Source organism: Minwuia sp. (genome assembly GCF_048263705.1).
GTDB lineage: Bacteria > Pseudomonadota > Alphaproteobacteria > Minwuiales > Minwuiaceae > Minwuia.
This window is the reverse complement of sequence record NZ_JBLXDV010000002.1, coordinates 408,540-424,319: the sequence shown is the minus strand read 5'-3', so window position 1 is coordinate 424,319 and position 15,780 is coordinate 408,540. Positions and strand designations below refer to the sequence as shown.

18 protein-coding genes are annotated in these 15,780 nt (G+C 63.6%); 11 read left to right on the top strand and 7 right to left on the bottom strand.

Features of this window, described 5'->3' with window-relative positions; all coding sequences use genetic code 11:
* Positions 1-17: 17 nt before the first annotated feature.
* On the top strand, positions 18-656 hold the full coding sequence (gene nth, locus ACN0X7_RS04440) for an endonuclease III (RefSeq protein ID WP_417514523.1): 639 nt from the start codon (positions 18-20) through the stop codon (positions 654-656).
* Positions 657-659: 3 nt separating this feature from the next.
* Here the strand turns inward: nth and ACN0X7_RS04435 are convergent, their stop codons facing one another.
* The 3 genes from ACN0X7_RS04435 to fabA are packed head-to-tail and all read right to left on the bottom strand — an operon-like array spanning position 660 to position 3,214.
* On the bottom strand, positions 660-1,463 hold the full coding sequence (locus ACN0X7_RS04435; RefSeq protein ID WP_417514521.1) for an enoyl-ACP reductase FabI: 804 nt from the start codon (positions 1,461-1,463) through the stop codon (positions 660-662).
* 4 nt (positions 1,464-1,467) lie between these two features.
* Positions 1,468-2,688 carry a beta-ketoacyl-ACP synthase I gene (gene fabB / locus ACN0X7_RS04430; RefSeq protein ID WP_417514519.1) on the bottom strand — a complete coding sequence of 407 codons (1,221 nt, stop codon included), beginning with the start codon at positions 2,686-2,688 and terminating at the stop codon, positions 1,468-1,470.
* Positions 2,689-2,698: 10 nt separating this feature from the next.
* Entirely contained in the window at positions 2,699-3,214 is a 516-nt protein-coding gene (gene fabA / locus ACN0X7_RS04425; protein ID WP_417514517.1) for a bifunctional 3-hydroxydecanoyl-ACP dehydratase/trans-2-decenoyl-ACP isomerase, read from the bottom strand.
* Between the two features lie 187 nt (positions 3,215-3,401).
* On the opposite strand from fabA, the gene irrA reads away from it, so the two are divergent.
* From irrA to ACN0X7_RS04390, 7 genes are all read left to right on the top strand, one after another.
* Complete coding sequence (irrA, locus tag ACN0X7_RS04420; protein WP_417514515.1) at positions 3,402-3,815, top strand: iron response transcriptional regulator IrrA; 414 nt, start codon at positions 3,402-3,404, stop codon at positions 3,813-3,815.
* A 146-nt stretch (positions 3,816-3,961) separates the two neighbouring features.
* The gene (locus tag ACN0X7_RS04415) at positions 3,962-4,378 is read left to right on the top strand and encodes a rubrerythrin family protein (protein WP_417514513.1); all 417 of its coding nucleotides are present in this window, start codon (positions 3,962-3,964) and stop codon (positions 4,376-4,378) included.
* A 92-nt stretch (positions 4,379-4,470) separates the two neighbouring features.
* A complete protein-coding gene (locus ACN0X7_RS04410) occupies positions 4,471-5,823 on the top strand; it encodes a heterodisulfide reductase-related iron-sulfur binding cluster (RefSeq protein WP_417514511.1) in 1,353 nt (450 codons plus the stop codon).
* Between the two features lie 53 nt (positions 5,824-5,876).
* On the top strand, positions 5,877-6,473 hold the full coding sequence (locus ACN0X7_RS04405; protein ID WP_417514509.1) for a DUF3501 family protein: 597 nt from the start codon (positions 5,877-5,879) through the stop codon (positions 6,471-6,473).
* An 81-nt stretch (positions 6,474-6,554) separates the two neighbouring features.
* Complete coding sequence (locus ACN0X7_RS04400; RefSeq protein WP_417514507.1) at positions 6,555-7,556, top strand: DctP family TRAP transporter solute-binding subunit; 1,002 nt, start codon at positions 6,555-6,557, stop codon at positions 7,554-7,556.
* Between the two features lie 127 nt (positions 7,557-7,683).
* Positions 7,684-8,361, top strand: a complete 678-nt coding sequence (locus tag ACN0X7_RS04395; protein ID WP_417514505.1) for a TRAP transporter small permease — start codon at positions 7,684-7,686, stop codon at positions 8,359-8,361.
* Position 8,362: 1 nt separating this feature from the next.
* A complete protein-coding gene (locus ACN0X7_RS04390; RefSeq protein ID WP_417514503.1) occupies positions 8,363-9,739 on the top strand; it encodes a TRAP transporter large permease in 1,377 nt (458 codons plus the stop codon).
* 9 nt (positions 9,740-9,748) lie between these two features.
* On the opposite strand, the gene ACN0X7_RS04385 is transcribed toward ACN0X7_RS04390, so the two are convergent.
* Positions 9,749-10,312 (bottom strand): PAS domain-containing protein, encoded by a 564-nt coding sequence (locus ACN0X7_RS04385; RefSeq protein ID WP_417514501.1) that lies wholly within the window; start codon positions 10,310-10,312, stop codon positions 9,749-9,751.
* Between the two features lie 205 nt (positions 10,313-10,517).
* Here ACN0X7_RS04385 and xseA point away from each other — a divergent pair, with 205 nt between their 5' ends.
* Both xseA and ACN0X7_RS04375 read left to right on the top strand, forming a co-directional pair.
* Positions 10,518-11,927, top strand: a complete 1,410-nt coding sequence (xseA, locus tag ACN0X7_RS04380) for an exodeoxyribonuclease VII large subunit (protein ID WP_417514499.1) — start codon at positions 10,518-10,520, stop codon at positions 11,925-11,927.
* Positions 11,924-12,718, top strand: coding sequence for a M23 family metallopeptidase (locus ACN0X7_RS04375; protein WP_417514497.1), 795 nt, complete (start codon positions 11,924-11,926; stop codon positions 12,716-12,718). The genes xseA and ACN0X7_RS04375 overlap by 4 nt, the downstream gene beginning before the upstream one ends.
* 6 nt (positions 12,719-12,724) lie before the next feature.
* On the opposite strand, the gene ACN0X7_RS04370 is transcribed toward ACN0X7_RS04375, so the two are convergent.
* From ACN0X7_RS04370 to ACN0X7_RS04360, 3 genes are all read right to left on the bottom strand, one after another.
* On the bottom strand, positions 12,725-13,303 hold the full coding sequence (locus ACN0X7_RS04370; RefSeq protein WP_417514495.1) for a UbiX family flavin prenyltransferase: 579 nt from the start codon (positions 13,301-13,303) through the stop codon (positions 12,725-12,727).
* 111 nt (positions 13,304-13,414) lie between these two features.
* A complete protein-coding gene (locus tag ACN0X7_RS04365) occupies positions 13,415-14,800 on the bottom strand; it encodes an FAD-binding oxidoreductase (RefSeq protein WP_417514493.1) in 1,386 nt (461 codons plus the stop codon).
* Positions 14,739-15,158 carry a hypothetical protein gene (locus ACN0X7_RS04360; protein WP_417514491.1) on the bottom strand — a complete coding sequence of 140 codons (420 nt, stop codon included), beginning with the start codon at positions 15,156-15,158 and terminating at the stop codon, positions 14,739-14,741. Before ACN0X7_RS04360 ends, ACN0X7_RS04365 begins: the two co-directional genes overlap by 62 nt.
* 66 nt (positions 15,159-15,224) lie before the next feature.
* Here ACN0X7_RS04360 and ACN0X7_RS04355 point away from each other — a divergent pair, with 66 nt between their 5' ends.
* A complete protein-coding gene (locus tag ACN0X7_RS04355; protein ID WP_417514489.1) occupies positions 15,225-15,713 on the top strand; it encodes a DUF2244 domain-containing protein in 489 nt (162 codons plus the stop codon).
* The last annotated feature ends 67 nt before the right edge of the window (positions 15,714-15,780 follow it).

Here is a 15,780-nt window from a genome sequence, read left to right as displayed (position 1 = left end):
GCCTGCCATATGGCGCCATGAACAAGGCAGAACGCGAGATTTTCTTCGCCCGGCTTCAGGCCGCGAACCCCGAACCCGTTGGCGAACTGAACTATTCCAATGCCTACACGCTGCTTGTCGCCGTGGTGCTGTCGGCGCAGGCGACCGACGTCGGGGTCAACAAGGCGACGGGGCCGCTGTTCGCGGTGGCCGACACGCCGGAGAAGATGCTCGCGCTGGGCGAGGATCGGGTGCGTGCGTACATCAAGACGATCGGTCTCTACAAGAACAAGGCGAAGAACGTCATCCGTCTCAGCGAGCAGTTGCTGGAGAACCACGACGGACAGGTGCCCGACGACCGTGAGTCACTGGAGGCGCTGGCCGGGGTCGGGCGCAAGACGGCCAACGTCGTGCTCAACATCTTTTTCGGGCAGCCCACGATCGCGGTCGATACGCACCTGTTCCGGGTATCGAACCGGACCGGTCTGGCGAAGGGCAAGACCCCGCTGGAAGTCGAGAAGAAGCTGCTGAAACGGATTCCGCCCGCCTACCTGCTGCACGCGCATCACTGGCTGATCCTGCACGGGCGTTATGTCTGCAAGGCGCGCAAGCCCGACTGTCCGGCCTGCATCGTCAGCGATGTCTGCCGCTTCAAGGGCAAGACCGTCGCCGAATAGGCCTCAGTCCTTGTCGAGCTGGTGCGGATTCATCATGCCGATGACATTGAAGCCCGCATCGACATGGTGCACCTCGCCCGTCACGCCCGATGACAGGTCCGACAGGAAGTAGACGCCGGCACCGCCGACATCCTCGTGCGTGATCGCGCGCATCAGCGGGGCATGGTCGCGGGCATAGCCGAAGACGTAGCGCGCATCGCCGACGGCTGCGCCGGACACCGTGCGCATCGGGCCGGCCGAGATCGCGTTGACCCGGATGTTGTCGTTGCCCAGATCGACGGCCAGATACTGTACGCTGGTTTCAAGCGCGGCCTTGGCGACGCCCATGACGTTGTAGCTGGGCATCCAGCGCTCGGCGCCCGAGAAGCTGAGGGTCAGCAGGCTGCCGCCGTCCTTCATCAGCGGTGCCGCGCAGCGCGCCGTCTCTGTGAAGGAATAGCAGCTGATGGCCATCGTCCGCTCGAAGTTGGCCGCCGTCGTATCGACGTAGCGGCCCTTCAGTTCGTTCTTGTCGGAGAAGGCGATGGCATGCAGCACGAAGTCGAGGCGATCCCATTCGTTGCCGACCCGCTCGAACACCCGCGCCTGATCGCCGTCGGCGGCGACGTCGCAGGGTTCCAGGAAGTCGGACCCGAGCGAATCCGCCAGCGGCTTCACCCGCTTCAGCATTGCATCGCCCTGATAGGTGAAGCCCAGCGTCGCGCCCGCATCGTGGCATGCCTTGGCGATGGCCCAGGCGATCGAATGGTCGTTGGCGACCCCCATGATCAGACCGCGGCGGCCTGCAAGAATGCCTTCTGTGTTCATCGGATCAGTCCACCAGCTTCTTGAAGATCAGGCTGGCGTTGGTGCCGCCGAAGCCGAAGCTGTTCGACATGACGCAGTTCAGGCCCGCATTGTCCACCCGCTCCAGAACCAGCGGGAAATCGCCGACCCCTTCGTCCGGATTGTCGACGTTCACCGACGGGGTGAGGAAATCATGGTGCAGCATCAGCAGGGAGTAAATCGACTCCTGCACGCCGGCGGCCCCCTGGCTGTGGCCCGTCAGGCTCTTGGTCGAACTCACCTTCGGCAGATGCTCGCCGAAGGCTTCGCGGATCGCGTTCAGTTCGATGATGTCGCCGACAGGTGTCGCGGTGCCGTGGGCGTTCACATAATCGACCTTCGTGTCGCCGATGGTCGCGCGCGCCAGATCCATGCAGCGCTTCGCGCCTTCTCCCGAAGGCGCGACCATGTCGACGCCGTCGGACGTCGCGCCGTAACCGACGATCTCGCCGTAGATCTTTGCGCCGCGTGCTTTCGCGCGTTCGAGTTCTTCGAGAACCAGCATGCCGCCGCCGCCCGAGATCACGAACCCGTCGCGGTCGCGGTCGTAGGCACGCGAGGCCTTTTCAGGCGTGTCGTTGAACTTCGTCGACATGGCGCCCATCGCGTCGAACAGCATCGACAGGGTCCAGTGCAGTTCTTCCCCGCCGCCCGCGAACATGACGTCCTGCTTGCCGAGCTGAATGCTTTCATAGGCGTTGCCGATGCAGTGCGCACTGGTCGAACAGGCCGACGAGATCGAATAGCTCATGCCCTTGATCTTGAAGGCGGTCGAAAGGTTGGCCGAATTGGTCGACGACATGCAGCGTGGCACCATGAACGGGCCGATGCGCTTCACGCTCTTCTCGCGCGCGGTGTCCACGGCCAGCACCTGGTTGGAAGTCGACGGTCCGCCCGATCCGGCAATGATGCCGGTGCGCGGGTTTGAAACATCGCTCTCGTCCAGGCCCGAATCCTCGATGGCCTCGCGCATGGCGATGTAGTTGTAGGCAGCGCCCGGTCCCATGAAGCGCATGATGCGCTTGTCGATGTGCTCGGCCGGGTCGAGCTTGATCGAACCGTGAACCTGGCTCCGCATGCCGATCTCGGCGTACTCGGGGGCATATTCGATGCCCGATTTCGCCGCCTTCAGACTCGCGAGAACTTCTTCTGCGTTGTTGCCGATGGAGGAAACAACACCCAGTCCGGTCACCACCACACGTTTCATCAGATCAACCTCAAGACTGCGCCGCGCCGAACAGACCGACACGCAGGTCCTTGGCGGTGTAGATCTCCTCGCCGTCGCCCTTCACCACGCCGTCGGCGATGCCCAGAACGAGCCGCCGCGCGATCGTCCGCTTGATCGACAGGTGATAGGTGATCAGCTTGGTCGTGGTGAGAACCTCACCGGCGAACTTCACTTCACCGACGCCCAGCGCGCGGCCCTTGCCGGGCAACCCGAGCCAGCCCAGAAAGAACCCGACCGACTGCCAGAGCGCATCGAGGCCCAGACAGCCGGGCATGACGGGATCGTTCTCGAAATGGCAGTCGAAGAACCAGAGATCGGGCTTCACATCCATTTCGGCGATGATCTCACCCTTGCCGTAGGTGCCGCCCGTCTCGTTGATCTCGGTGATCCGGTCGAACATCAGCATCGGCGGCAGCGGCAGGCGCGCGTTGCCTTCGCCAAACATCCTGCCGTGGGCGCACTCAAGCAGTTCTTCGTAGCTGAATTTCGATTGACGTTCGCTCAAGGATTTGCCCCAGTCCGATCTTGCCAGCCGGGCGCGGCTGGAGGTGATTATTTGCATTTCTGGCGCGCGACTATAGACGTATCGCCGCTGGCACAAAACCCGATATTACAAGGGTTTCCGAGCACAAAACGGCAATATTGGCGCGCCGGGGCTTCTGTTTGCCCCTGTGCGGGGCTATATAGGCATCATGTCCAGCATTGAAACGTCAGATCTGTCAGAACGTCTCCGGGCCGCCAAGCTGCGCCCGACGCGTCAGCGTGTTGCCCTGGCCGAACTGCTGTACGGCAAGGGCGACCGGCACATCACCGCCGAGCAACTCTATGACGAGGCGCTCAGGCACGGTGTGACGGTATCGCTTGCGACGGTGTACAACTGCCTGCACCAGTTCACGCGCGCAGGTCTGATCCGCGAGGTGGTCGTGGATCCGGGCCGGTCGTATTTCGATACGAACGTCAGCCAGCATCACCACTTCTTCCACGACCGGACCGGCCAGCTGACGGACATTCCGGGCGACGCCATCCGCCTGGGTGACCTGCCCGCCGCACCGGAGGGCATGCGCGTATCGAGCGCCGAAGTGATCATTCGCCTGACCGACGACTGACACGCCCGCTTCCCCTTTTCGCGAGTCGTTCTCAATAGTTTGGAATTATTCTAAACTATTGACTTGATGCCGTCTTTTTACTACGTCTGAATGCATGCGCACGTGCGGCGTGCGCGAGGATATTCTTTGACAGGAGGAGAAGTCACATGTCGCTCAAGGGCACCAAGACCGAGGAAAGCCTCAAGGAAGCATTTGCCGGTGAATCGCAGGCGAACCGCCGTTATCTCTATTTCGCCCAGAAGGCGGATGTCGAGGGCTACAACGACGTTTCCGCCGTGTTCCGCTCGACCGCGGAAGGCGAGACCGGTCATGCCCACGGCCATCTGAAGTTCCTGGAAGAAGTCGGCGATCCGGCGACCGGTGAACCGATCGGTTCCACCGAACAGAATCTGAAGGCCGCCGTCGCCGGCGAAACCCACGAATACACCGACATGTATCCGGGGATGGCGAAGACCGCACGCGAAGAAGGCTTCGACGAGATCGCCGACTGGTTCGAAACGCTGGCGAAGGCCGAGAAAAGCCATGCCGGCCGTTTCCAGAAGGCCCTGGATTCCCTGGGCTGATCTGACGATCCGATCGGGACCGGGCGGCGGCTCAGGCTGCCGCCCGGCTCTCTGTCGATACTTGATTCTTTGCTGATTTTCAGGAGCGAAGCATGAGCGAGGGTGGCCTTGCAGCACCGGAACGTCTGCCGATCGACTGGCAGAATCCGGATTTCTACAATGCGGACGCCATTGACGAAGAGCTGCGGCGTGTCTTCGACATCTGTCACGGCTGTCGGCTCTGCTTCAACCTGTGCGACAGCTTTCCCCGCCTTTTCGACCTGATCGACGAGAGCGAGTCGGGCGAACTGGATACGGTTTCGTCCGAGGGATTCAAGCCGGTCGTGGATGCCTGCACCCTGTGCGACATGTGTTTCATGTCGACGTGTCCCTACACGCCGCCGCACGAATTCATGCTGGATTTCCCGCATCTGATGCTGCGCTACCGTGCGGCCGAGCACAAGGCGGGCGACACCGGCTTCTGGGATCGCCAGCTCGCGAAGACGGATCGCAACGGCAAGCTGATCGGCATGGTCGCGCCCGCGGCGAACTGGGCCTCGAAGACCGACAACAAGCTGACTCGGCCGATCCTGGAAGACATTGCGGGCATCGATCGCAATGCGGACCTGCCGAAGTATCACGGCAAGAGCTTCGCCGCGCACGCCGCGCACGGACCCGAAGTGAACACGGCTGCGCCGGCGGCGGGCCGCAAGGCGGTTTTCTATGCCACCTGTTTCGTGAACTACAACAATCCCGACATCGGTCGCGCGGCCCAGGCCATCCTTGCCGCCAACGGCGTCGAGACGGCGGTCGACTATCCGGAATGCTGCGGCATGCCTCAGCTGGAGCAGGGCGACCTCGACGATGTCGCGCGTCGTGCGAAGAAGGTTGCTTCCGCGATGAAGCCCTGGATCGACAAGGGCTATGACGTGGTGGCGCTGGTGCCCTCGTGTGCGCTGATGCTGAAATTCGAGTGGCCGCTGATCCTGCCGGACGATCCCGAGATTCAGCGCCTTGCCGAAGCGACCCGCGACATCACCGAATATATCGTCGAGATCGCGAAGAACGAAGGTCTCGCCGCCGAGCCGAAGCCGCTCGACGGTGGCGTGAGCCTGCATCTGGCCTGTCACGCGCGGGCGCAGAACATCGGCCAGAAGGCCGCCGAGATGCTGCGTCTGATCCCCGACAGCGACATCAAGGTGATCGAGCGCTGCTCGGGTCACGGCGGCAGCTGGGGCATCAAGAAAGAGAATTTCGAGACCGCCCTGAAGGTCGGGAAGAACGCGTTCCGCGCGGCCGGCAGGGAAGACAAGGCCTACGTTGCATCCGAATGCCCGCTGGCCGGACAGCATATTCTCCAGGGCATGGAGATGGTGCACGAGGAAAACGCCGAGACCTTCAAGGCCCCGCCGAAACAGACGCACCATCCGGTGGAACTGTTCGCCAGGGCGTGCGGGCTGATCTGAGCCCGATCCCTTGTCGGCACGCCGTAACGACCAACAACATCAGGAGTATCGTGATGCTGATCGAACAGAAATTCAGCCTGACCGCCGACGACATCGTGTCCAATGAGGTATTCGAAGGTCAGCGCGCCGAGAAGCAGGCCGAACTGCGCACCCACAAGAAGGACCGGCGAATCGATGTCGGTCCGTTCGCGTCATTCTTCTTCGAGAGCTATTTCACCATGTGGTGGCAGATCCAGGAGATGCTGCGGGTCGAGGGCGGGGGCGAGGCGCAGTTGGCCGACGAACTGGAAGCCTACGCGTCGCTGGTGCCGAATGGGCGCAATCTGACCGCGACCATGATGCTTCAGATCGCCGATCCGGTGCGCCGGGCCCGCGAACTGGCAACTCTGGGCGGGATCGAAGAGACGGTCAAACTGGTGATCGACGGCGAGGAGGTCGCCGGCGAAGCCGAGGACGATCTCGACCGCACGACAGCCGACGGCAAGGCCTCGTCGGTGCACTTCTTCCTGTTCGAACTTTCCGACGGGCAGATCAAGGCGCTGAAGGACGGCACCGCCGAAGTGCAGCTTCGGATCACGCATCCCAGCTACAATCACATCGCGATCCTGACCGCGGACCAGAAGAAATCGCTGGCCGGAGACCTTGCCTGAGACCGCAATAGCCAGATTGCGCTGAACGGCACTCTCGCTTAGAAGGGTTGCAAGCAAAAAACCTTTCTAGGGAGTCTGACTATGCGTATTCTTGCAACCGCTGCGGCTGCGTTCGCTCTGGTTTTTGCGGCAGGTGCCGCCCAGGCCGACGAATGCCAGGATGGCGAGATCGTCATCAAGTTCAGCCACGTCACCAACACCGACAAGCATCCGAAGGGCATCGCGGCCACGCTGCTGGCCGAGCGCGTTAACAAGGAGATGAACGGCAAGGCCTGCATGGAGGTCTTCCCGAATTCGACCCTGTATGACGACAACAAGGTCCTGGAAGCGATGCTGCAGGGCGATGTGCAGCTTGCCGCGCCGTCCCTGTCGAAATTCGAGGCCTTCACCAAGCAGTTCCGCATCTTCGATCTGCCGTTCATGTTCAGCGATATCGATGCGGTCGAGGCGTTCCAGAACGGCGAAGCCGGTCAGAACCTTCTGGACAGCATGCAGCGCCGCGGTCTGCAGGGGCTGGCCTACTGGCACAACGGCATGAAGCAGATGTCAGCCAACAGGCCGCTGCTGCTGCCTTCGGATGCCAACGGTCTGAAATTCCGCGTCCAGCCGTCGGACGTGCTGGTCGCACAGATGGAAGCCATCGGCGGCACGCCGCAGAAAATGGCCTTTTCCGAGGTCTATGGCGCGCTTCAGCAGGGCGTGGTGGACGGTCAGGAAAACACCTGGTCCAACATCTACGGCAAGAAGTTCTTCGAGGTTCAGGACGGTATTACCGAGACCAACCACGGCATCATCGACTATCTGCTGGTCACCAGCGTCGACTGGCTGGACAGCCTGGACGCCGACGTACGTGACCAGTTCCTGTCGATCGTCGCCGAGGTCACGGCGACCCGGAACAGTGAATCGACCGCTGTCAACGCCGCCGCCAAACAGTCCATCATCGATGCCGGCGGTACCGTCCGTCAGCTGAACGCCGAACAGCGTGCGGCCTGGGTGGCCGCCATGAAGCCGGTCTGGGAGAAGTTCAAGGATGATGTCGGCGCGGAAAATATCGCCGCGGCCCAGAAGGCAAACATGATGTAGGCAGCACGGTTGTCCCGGGCCGCTCTGTCGGTCCGGCGACTGCATGTTGCTTATCTGATGCCGGGGCGGCGTGGCGGATGACAATCCTCGCGCCGCCCTTTTTCCTGAGGGTCTGAGGGGGATCGTCGTGGAACAGCGCAAGACATTTCTGGATGGCCTGGAAGAGCGTCTGATCGCCGTCATCCTGGGCCTGATGACGCTTCTGACCTTTGCCAACGTGATCGCGCGTTATGTCTTCGAGACAGGCATTCTCTGGGCGCTGGAGATGACCGTCTTCATGTTCGCCTGGCTGGTCCTGCTGGGAGCCTCCTACGCGGTGAAGATCAAGGCCCATCTGGGTGTGGATGCCGTTCTCAACCTGCTTTCGTCGCCCGGCCGCAAGGCGCTTGGCCTCTTTGCCGCGCTGTGCTGCATCTTCTACGCCTTCCTGCTGCTGAAGGGGTCGTGGGACTACTGGGCCAACTTCGCCGGTCTGCCCGCCACCGAGGGCCGCTGGCTGCCGCTCGGGTTCGAGGAGAAGTTCCGCGACAAGAGCTGGTACGAGACCGAGAATACGCCGATGCCCGACCTGTTCGGCTGGCAACCCCTGGCCTGGATGGAGAGCGCGTTCAACCAGGGCGAACGCTACGAGAAGATCCCCCGCATGATCCCCTATCTGGTGCTGCCGCTTTCCATGGCGCTGCTGCTCTACCGGTTCATACAGACCGGGATCTGGGTGATGCGGGGCCGGGCCGACAGGCTGATCGCCTCCCACGAGGCCGAGGAGGCCGTCGAGGAAGCGGCCGTGAAGCTGAAGGAGGTCTGACATGGAAGTCGCCCTCCTTTTCATCGCCATCATCAGCCTGCTGCTGGTCGGCGTTCCGATCGCGGTGGCCCTCGGCCTGTCGTCGATCGGCTTCCTGCTGATCTATTCCGACTCGTCGCTGGCATCCATCGCGCAGACCCTGTTCTCGGCGTTCGAGGGCCACTACACGCTGCTGGCGATCCCGTTCTTCATCCTGGCGTCCTCCTTCATGTCCACGGGCGGCGTGGCCCGGCGGATCATCCGCTTCTCGATCGCCTGTGTCGGACATTTTCCGGGCGGGCTCGCCATCGCGGGCGTCTTCGCATGCATGATGTTCGCGGCGCTGTCGGGATCGTCTCCGGCCACCGTCGTGGCCATCGGCACCATCGTGATCGCGGGCATGCGCCAGGTCGGCTATTCCAAGGAGTTCGCCGCCGGTGTGATCTGCAACGCCGGTACGCTGGGCATTCTCATCCCGCCCTCGATCGTGATGGTGGTCTATGCCGCCGCGGTCGAGGTGTCGGTCGGGCGCATGTTCCTGGCCGGCGTGCTGCCGGGGCTGCTGGCCGGTCTGATGCTGATGTTCGCCATCTACGGCATTGCCAAGTGGAAGAACCTGCCGAAAGGCGACTGGGCCGGCTGGGGCGAGATCTTCGAGTCCGCACGCGATGCGGTCTGGGGCCTGCTGCTGATCGTCATCATTCTGGGCGGGATCTACGGCGGTATCTTCACGCCGACCGAGGCTGCGGCGGTCGCCGCCGTCTACGCCTGGGTGATCGCGACCTTCGTCTATCGGGACATGGGGCCGCTGGCCACACCGGAAGGTGAGAAGAACCGGTCCCTGTTTCACAGGCCCTCGGCGCTGATCACGGCGCTCGTGCATGCCGACACCCGAAGGACCCTGTTCGACGCGGGGAAGCTGACCGTCACGCTGCTGTTCGTGATCGCCAACGCGCTGATCCTGAAGCATGTGCTGACCGACGAACAAATCCCGCAGCAGATCACCGAAGCCATGCTGGCGGCGGGGCTCGGGCCGGTGATGTTCCTGATCGTCGTCAACGTGATCCTGCTGATCGGCGGGCAGTTCATGGAACCGTCTGGCCTGCTGGTGATCGTGGCCCCGCTGGTGTTTCCGATCGCCATCGAACTGGGGATCGATCCGATCCATCTGGGCATCATCATGGTCGTGAACATGGAGATCGGCATGATCACGCCGCCGGTCGGCCTGAACCTGTTCGTGACCTCCGGTGTTGCGGGCATGCCGATGATGGCCGTGGTGAAGGCGGCCCTGCCGTTTCTGGCCGTGCTGTTCGTCTTTCTGATCCTGGTGACCTATGTCCCGTGGATCTCGACGGTCCTGCCCAATGCGGTGATGGGGCCGGAGATCATCACCAAGTAGCCGGAGTTTCTACAGCCAGTCCTCGGACCAGGGTTCGGACCCGTCGAGCGGCAGGAACGTGCGGACCTGCCGGGTCGGGATGGCGGTGGTCGACCGCTCCCGCTCATACTCCCAGGAATGAAGCGTGGCTCCCAGAAGCCGCACGACACGGTCCTCTGTTTCCGAAAAGAACGGCAGGATCAGCCGCTCGCCCTTGGCGGGGTTGGGACTTTCGGCAAAGACCTGGCCGACGATGTGGATGATGGCCGGTCGGTCCACCGCCATCGCGAAATAGCCGACGACCCGTTCGCGGGCAGCCTCGTCGGTGATCTGTTCCAGCGTCCGGCCCTTCAGTCCGCCGCCGTGTGCGGTCCGGATGTGATCGCCCGCCAGCCGATAGCGGAAGCGGCCGTCCGGATCGTCCTCGACGACATCGCACATCCAGATCGCCGGCAGCAGCGACTGGAACCGGTCGGGCGATATCTCCGAAACCGGGGGTGCCAGGCGGTCGCCACGAACCGAAAACCAGAAGTCCGCGAGCTTCTGCAACTCGGGATGTTCGATGCATGTCAGGTCCGATCGTGCGCGTGCCAATAGACGACCTCCGGGCGAAACTCAGTCTTGAAAACTAGGCCCGATCCGCCGCCGTCCGCAACCGTCCACAATGGATGCGATGCGATTTATCAGTTGCGGTTCAAGATGTTATGCAACTTCCCGGGCGCTTTCGAAGGTTTGTGGGTGCCATCGTCCCCGAATGATTGCGGTTCAATCGCTCCGGCGAACGCGATAGGTTCAGGGCATGTCAGAGAATCCTGCCGAATCGCGCTCCAATATCGCCGAGTATTCCGTCAGCGAGCTGTCGCAGAAGCTGAAGCGCACGCTGGAGGATGTGTTCGGCCACGTGACGCTGCGCGGCGAGATTTCAGGCTTCAAGCGTGCCGCGTCGGGGCATCTGTATTTCGGCCTCAAGGACGACAAGGCGGTCATCGACGGCATCGTCTGGAAAGGGCAGGCGGCAAAGCTGAATTTCAGACCCGAAGACGGTCTTGAGGTGCTCTGCACGGGCCGCGTGACCAGCTATCCCGCGCGCTCCAAGTACCAGATCGTCGTCGACCGGATGGAACCGGCGGGCGAGGGCGCGCTGATGGCGCTGCTGGAACAGCGCCGGAAGGCGCTGATGGCCGAGGGTCTGTTCGCGCCGGAACGCAAGCGTCCGATCCCGTTCCTGCCGCAGCGGATCGGTGTCGTGACCAGCCCGACCGGGGCCGTAATCCGCGATATCCTGCACCGCCTGACCGACCGGTTCCCGCGCCATGTCCTTGTCTGGCCGGTGATCGTTCAGGGTGAAGGGGCCGCCGAACAGGTCGCCGCCGCGATCCGCGGCTTCAACGCCATGACGGCGAACCGTCCGGACCTGCTGATCGTGGCGCGGGGCGGCGGCTCGATCGAGGACCTCTGGGCCTTCAATGAAGAGGTGGTGGTCCGCGCCGCCGCCGAGAGCGACATTCCGCTGATTTCCGCGGTCGGCCATGAGACCGATACGACCCTGATCGATCACGCCTCGGACCGGCGCGCGCCGACGCCGACAGCCGCTGCCGAGATGGCGGTGCCCGTGCGCGGCGACCTGGCGCTGCAGGTCGGCGATCTGTCACGCCGCAGCACCATCGCGCTGCGGCGGATGCATATCGAGCGCCGCAACACGCTGTCCGGACTGGCGCGGGGCCTCACCGACCCCCGCCGCCTGCTGCAACAGCATGGCCAGCGCCTGGACGACCTGGGCGATGCGCTGTCGCGCGCGCTGAAGCTGAATGCGGGTCGTGGCCGCCAGCGTCTGGCGCAGGTCGCCGGCGGGCTGAGACCGTCCGTGCTCCAGCAGCCGGTCAGGGACGGGCAGCAGCGCGTGCAGCGTGCGACCCTCACGCTGCAGCGCGAGCTCAAACGGACAATTGCTGACCGGGGGCAAAAGCTGGAATCGACCGCGCGCCTGCTGGAGGGCTTCTCCTACAAGGCGACCCTGCAACGGGGATATGCGGTGGTTCGCGATGCCGACGGCGCGCCGGTCACCCGCTCAGCCGACGTGAAGGCCGGTGCCATGCTGGAGATCGAGTTCGCCGATGGCCGGGAACCGGTGGTCGCAGGCGGCGTTTCATCTGCGCGCAGACCCCGAAAGGCGCCCGCGCCGAAGCCACAGCAAGGAGACCTGTTTTGATCCGCAGCATTCTGATCGCCGTTCTCGTCTGCTTTTCCCTGCCCGCCATCGGCTACGAACTTTCCGGCAATGCCATTCAGGGCGGCATGATGATCGGCCGCGACGCAGCCGGGCTGGAAGTGACGGTCGACGGCAAGCCGGTGCGGGTCTCGCCCGATGGCGTTTTCGTCTTCGGCTTCGGTCGCGATCACGCCGAGACGGTCACATTGACGGTCGGCGGCGACACCCAGGTCATCAGTGTCGCCCGGCGTGACTACGTCACCCAGAGAATCGACGGTCTGCCGTCGAAGATGGTCACGCCCGCACCGGAAACGCTGGCTCGCATCCGCGCGGAGAACGCCGATATCGCGAAGGCCCGGGCGTTCGATACGCCGGAGACGTGGTTCGCCCAGGACTGGATCTGGCCCAGCATCGGACCGATCTCCGGTGTCTACGGCAGCCAGCGCATCCTGAACGGCAAGCCGCGCCGCCCCCATTTCGGCGTTGATGTGGCCGGGCCGACCGGCACCCCGGTCGTGGCACCCGCCGACGGGATCGTCAGGTTCGCGCGGACGGGGCTCTATTTCACGGGCGGTACGCTGATCCTGGATCACGGGCACGGTGTCACCAGCACCTTCATCCACCTGTCGGAGCTGACGGTCGAGGTCGGCCAGAAGGTGATTCAGGGCGAGAAGATCGCTGAGATCGGTGCGACGGGGCGTGTGACCGGGCCGCATCTGGACTGGCGCATCAACTGGTTCGGGGAACGGCTGGACCCGCAACTGCTGGTCGGGCCGATGCCGGAGTCCTGACCGCCCTCAGGTTTCCGTCGGATCGTCGCGCCAGCGGCTGACCAGGTCGTTTTCTATGTCGAACAGGTCCAGCACCCGTCCGACCGTGTGATCCACCATGTCGGCCAGGGTCTCGGGTTTCGAATAGAACGCGGGCACGGGCGGCATGATCACGGCCCCGCTTTCGGATGCCTGGGTCATCATGCGCAGGTGGCCGGTGTGCAGCGGCGTTTCACGGACCAGCAGCACCAGACGCCGCCGTTCCTTCAGCACCACATCGGCGGCGCGGCTCAACAGGTTGCCCGTGTTGCAGGTCGCGACCTCGGATAGCGTCTTGATCGAACAGGGCGCGATCACCATCCCTGTGGTCCGGTACGATCCGCTGGCGATCGCCGCGCCGACGTCACCGATGGGGTAGTTCACATCCGCCAGCGCGCGGACAGCCTCGGCGGTATGATCCGTCTCGTAGGCAATGGTCATGGCCGCCGCCCGGCTCATCACCAGATGCGTTTCGACGGGCGTGTCGCGCAGGACTTCCAGCAGGCGGATGCCATAGGCGGCGCCGCTGGCGCCGGACATGCCGATGATGAGGCGGGGGCTGGTCATGATCTCACGCTGTCACCCCGGCCCCGTGCCGGGGTCCGGAGCGGCTTCGCCGCCGGATTGACAGTTGGCCCGGACGCCGGGACGCGCCCGGCATGACACCCTCGCGGGTCATCAAACCGAAAAGATCTTGCCCGGGTTGAAGATGTTCTGCGGATCCAGCGCTTTCTTGATCTCGCGCATGACGGAGACCGCATCCCCGTGCTCGGCCAGCAGGAATTTCATCTTGCCCGTGCCGACACCGTGTTCCCCGGTGCAGGTGCCGCCCATGGCCAGCGCCCGCATCACCATGCGGTCGTTGACTTCCTCGGCCTTCTTCATGCCCTCGTTGTCGCCCTCGGCGAAGACGAAGGCCAGATGGAAGTTGCCGTCGCCGACATGCCCGACGATGGGCGCGGTCAGGTCGTTGGCGACCACATCCTTCTTGGTCTCCAGAATGCATTCGGCCAGCCGGGAAATCGGCACGCAGACGTCGGTGGCCCAGATCGAGCCGTTGGTCTTCAGCGCCTTGGCGGCATAGGCGGCGTCGTGGCGGGCCTGCCACAGCTTGTTGCGGTCCTCGGCCTTCGTCGTCCACTGGAACCCGGAACCGCCATATTCCTCGCAGATCGCGCCAACGCTTTCGGCCTGTTCCTTCACGCTGGCTTCGGTGCCGTGGAATTCCAGGAACAGGGTCGGCTTGTCGGGATAGTCCAGATCGGAATAGCGGTTGCAGGCCGCCATCTGCACTTCATCCAGAAGCTCGATCCGCGCGACCGGAATCCCGGACTGGATGGTCAGGATGGTGGTGTTCACCGCGCCTTCCAGATCCTCGAAGGACACGACGGCCGAACTGATCGCCTCGGGGATGCCGTACAGGCGCAGCGTGACCTCTGTGATGATGCCCAGCGTGCCCTCTGACCCCACCATGAGCCGTGTCAGATCGTACCCTGCGGACGATTTCCGCGCCCGGCGGTTGGTCTTGATGATCCGCCCGTCGGCCATCACGACCGTCAGCGCCAGCACGTTCTCGCGCATGGTGCCGTAGCGCACGGCGTTGGTGCCGCTGGCCCGTGTCGCGGTCATGCCGCCGATGGAGGCGTCTGCACCGGGATCTATGGGAAAGAACAGGCCGGTCGCGCGCAGGTATTCATTGAGCTGCTTGCGGGTGACGCCGGGCTGGACGATGCAGTCCAGATCTTCCTCGTTGACCTCCAGCACCTCGTTCATCTGCGACAGGTCGACGGTCACGCCGCCGTTCTCGGGGATGATGTGGCCTTCCAGCGAGGTGCCGACACCGTAGGGAATGATCGGGACTTCGTGACGTCCGCAGATCTTCACGATCTCGGAGACTTCTTCGGTCGAGTGCGCGAAACAGACCGCATCCGGCAGCGATGGATGATGGTAGCTCTCGTCATGGCCGTGATGTTCGCGAACCGCATTCGCGGTCGTGCAGCGATCACCCAGCAGTTCTGCCAGCTCGGCAACGACGCCATTCACCTTCTCGGCGGGCAAACCCATCAGACGTTCCTCCAGGAGGTTGCTCTTGTTGTCTCGCACCATATGCCGGGGCGTCCGGTTCCGCAATTGCGGGGGCCTGACGTGTCATCCCGGCTTGCGCACTGACCCATTCGGTTTCGGCGACCTGCTGGCTGCGATGTGCCTCGGCCTCGACGAAGACGGTCGCCACCACATTGTGCAATGCTGAATCGCGGCGGTATTCAGCGGGCAGATAGGTGCGCCGGATCGCGGTGTTGTCGCCCTGATAACTGTGCTTGTTGCTGCTCAGCCACGGGTACCGGAGATCGCCCGCCAGATCCCAGATATGATGATGCGCGTCGATGACGGGCAGCGGATCGAACTGGTCTTCAAGGCTCATCACAATCTCCTGCAACGCGGCGGATTGTAGCGCGCACCCCGTCGCAGCAGGTTATATTCTGTCGTCATGAACGAACAGTCGCCCGAGTATGATTTCGTTTTGCTGCCGCACCGGTCGCTGGGGCCGCGCGGGTTCCTGATCGTCATGGCCCTGATCGGCGGCATCAGCTTCGTCACCGGGCTTGCCTTCGCCCTGAACGGGGCGTGGCCCGTCATCGGGTTCCTGGGTCTGGACGTGCTGCTTGTCTGGGCGGCCTTCCGCGTCAACTACCGGACCGGACGCGTCCGGGAACGTGTGCTGATCGACGGCGGTGACCTGACGGTCATGCGGCGCGACACCAGCGGTCGGGAGCAGATGTGGCACTTCCCGTCGTACTGGTCGCGTGTGGACATGGAAACGGACGCCCGGGGCGTAGAGAAGCTCTATGTCGGCAGCCATGACCGGCGCATCCGCATCGGCGCCTTCATGACGCCGGAGGATCTGGTCACGCTGCGCCGGTCGCTGGACGACGCGCTGCAGCTGTCGCGCGCCGCCGCCGCGCCGGGACGGGGATAGGCCCCGCCGACCAGGGATCGACCGATCCATCCCGCGCAGCGCCGCGCACTGCCATGCGGAGCCGCGC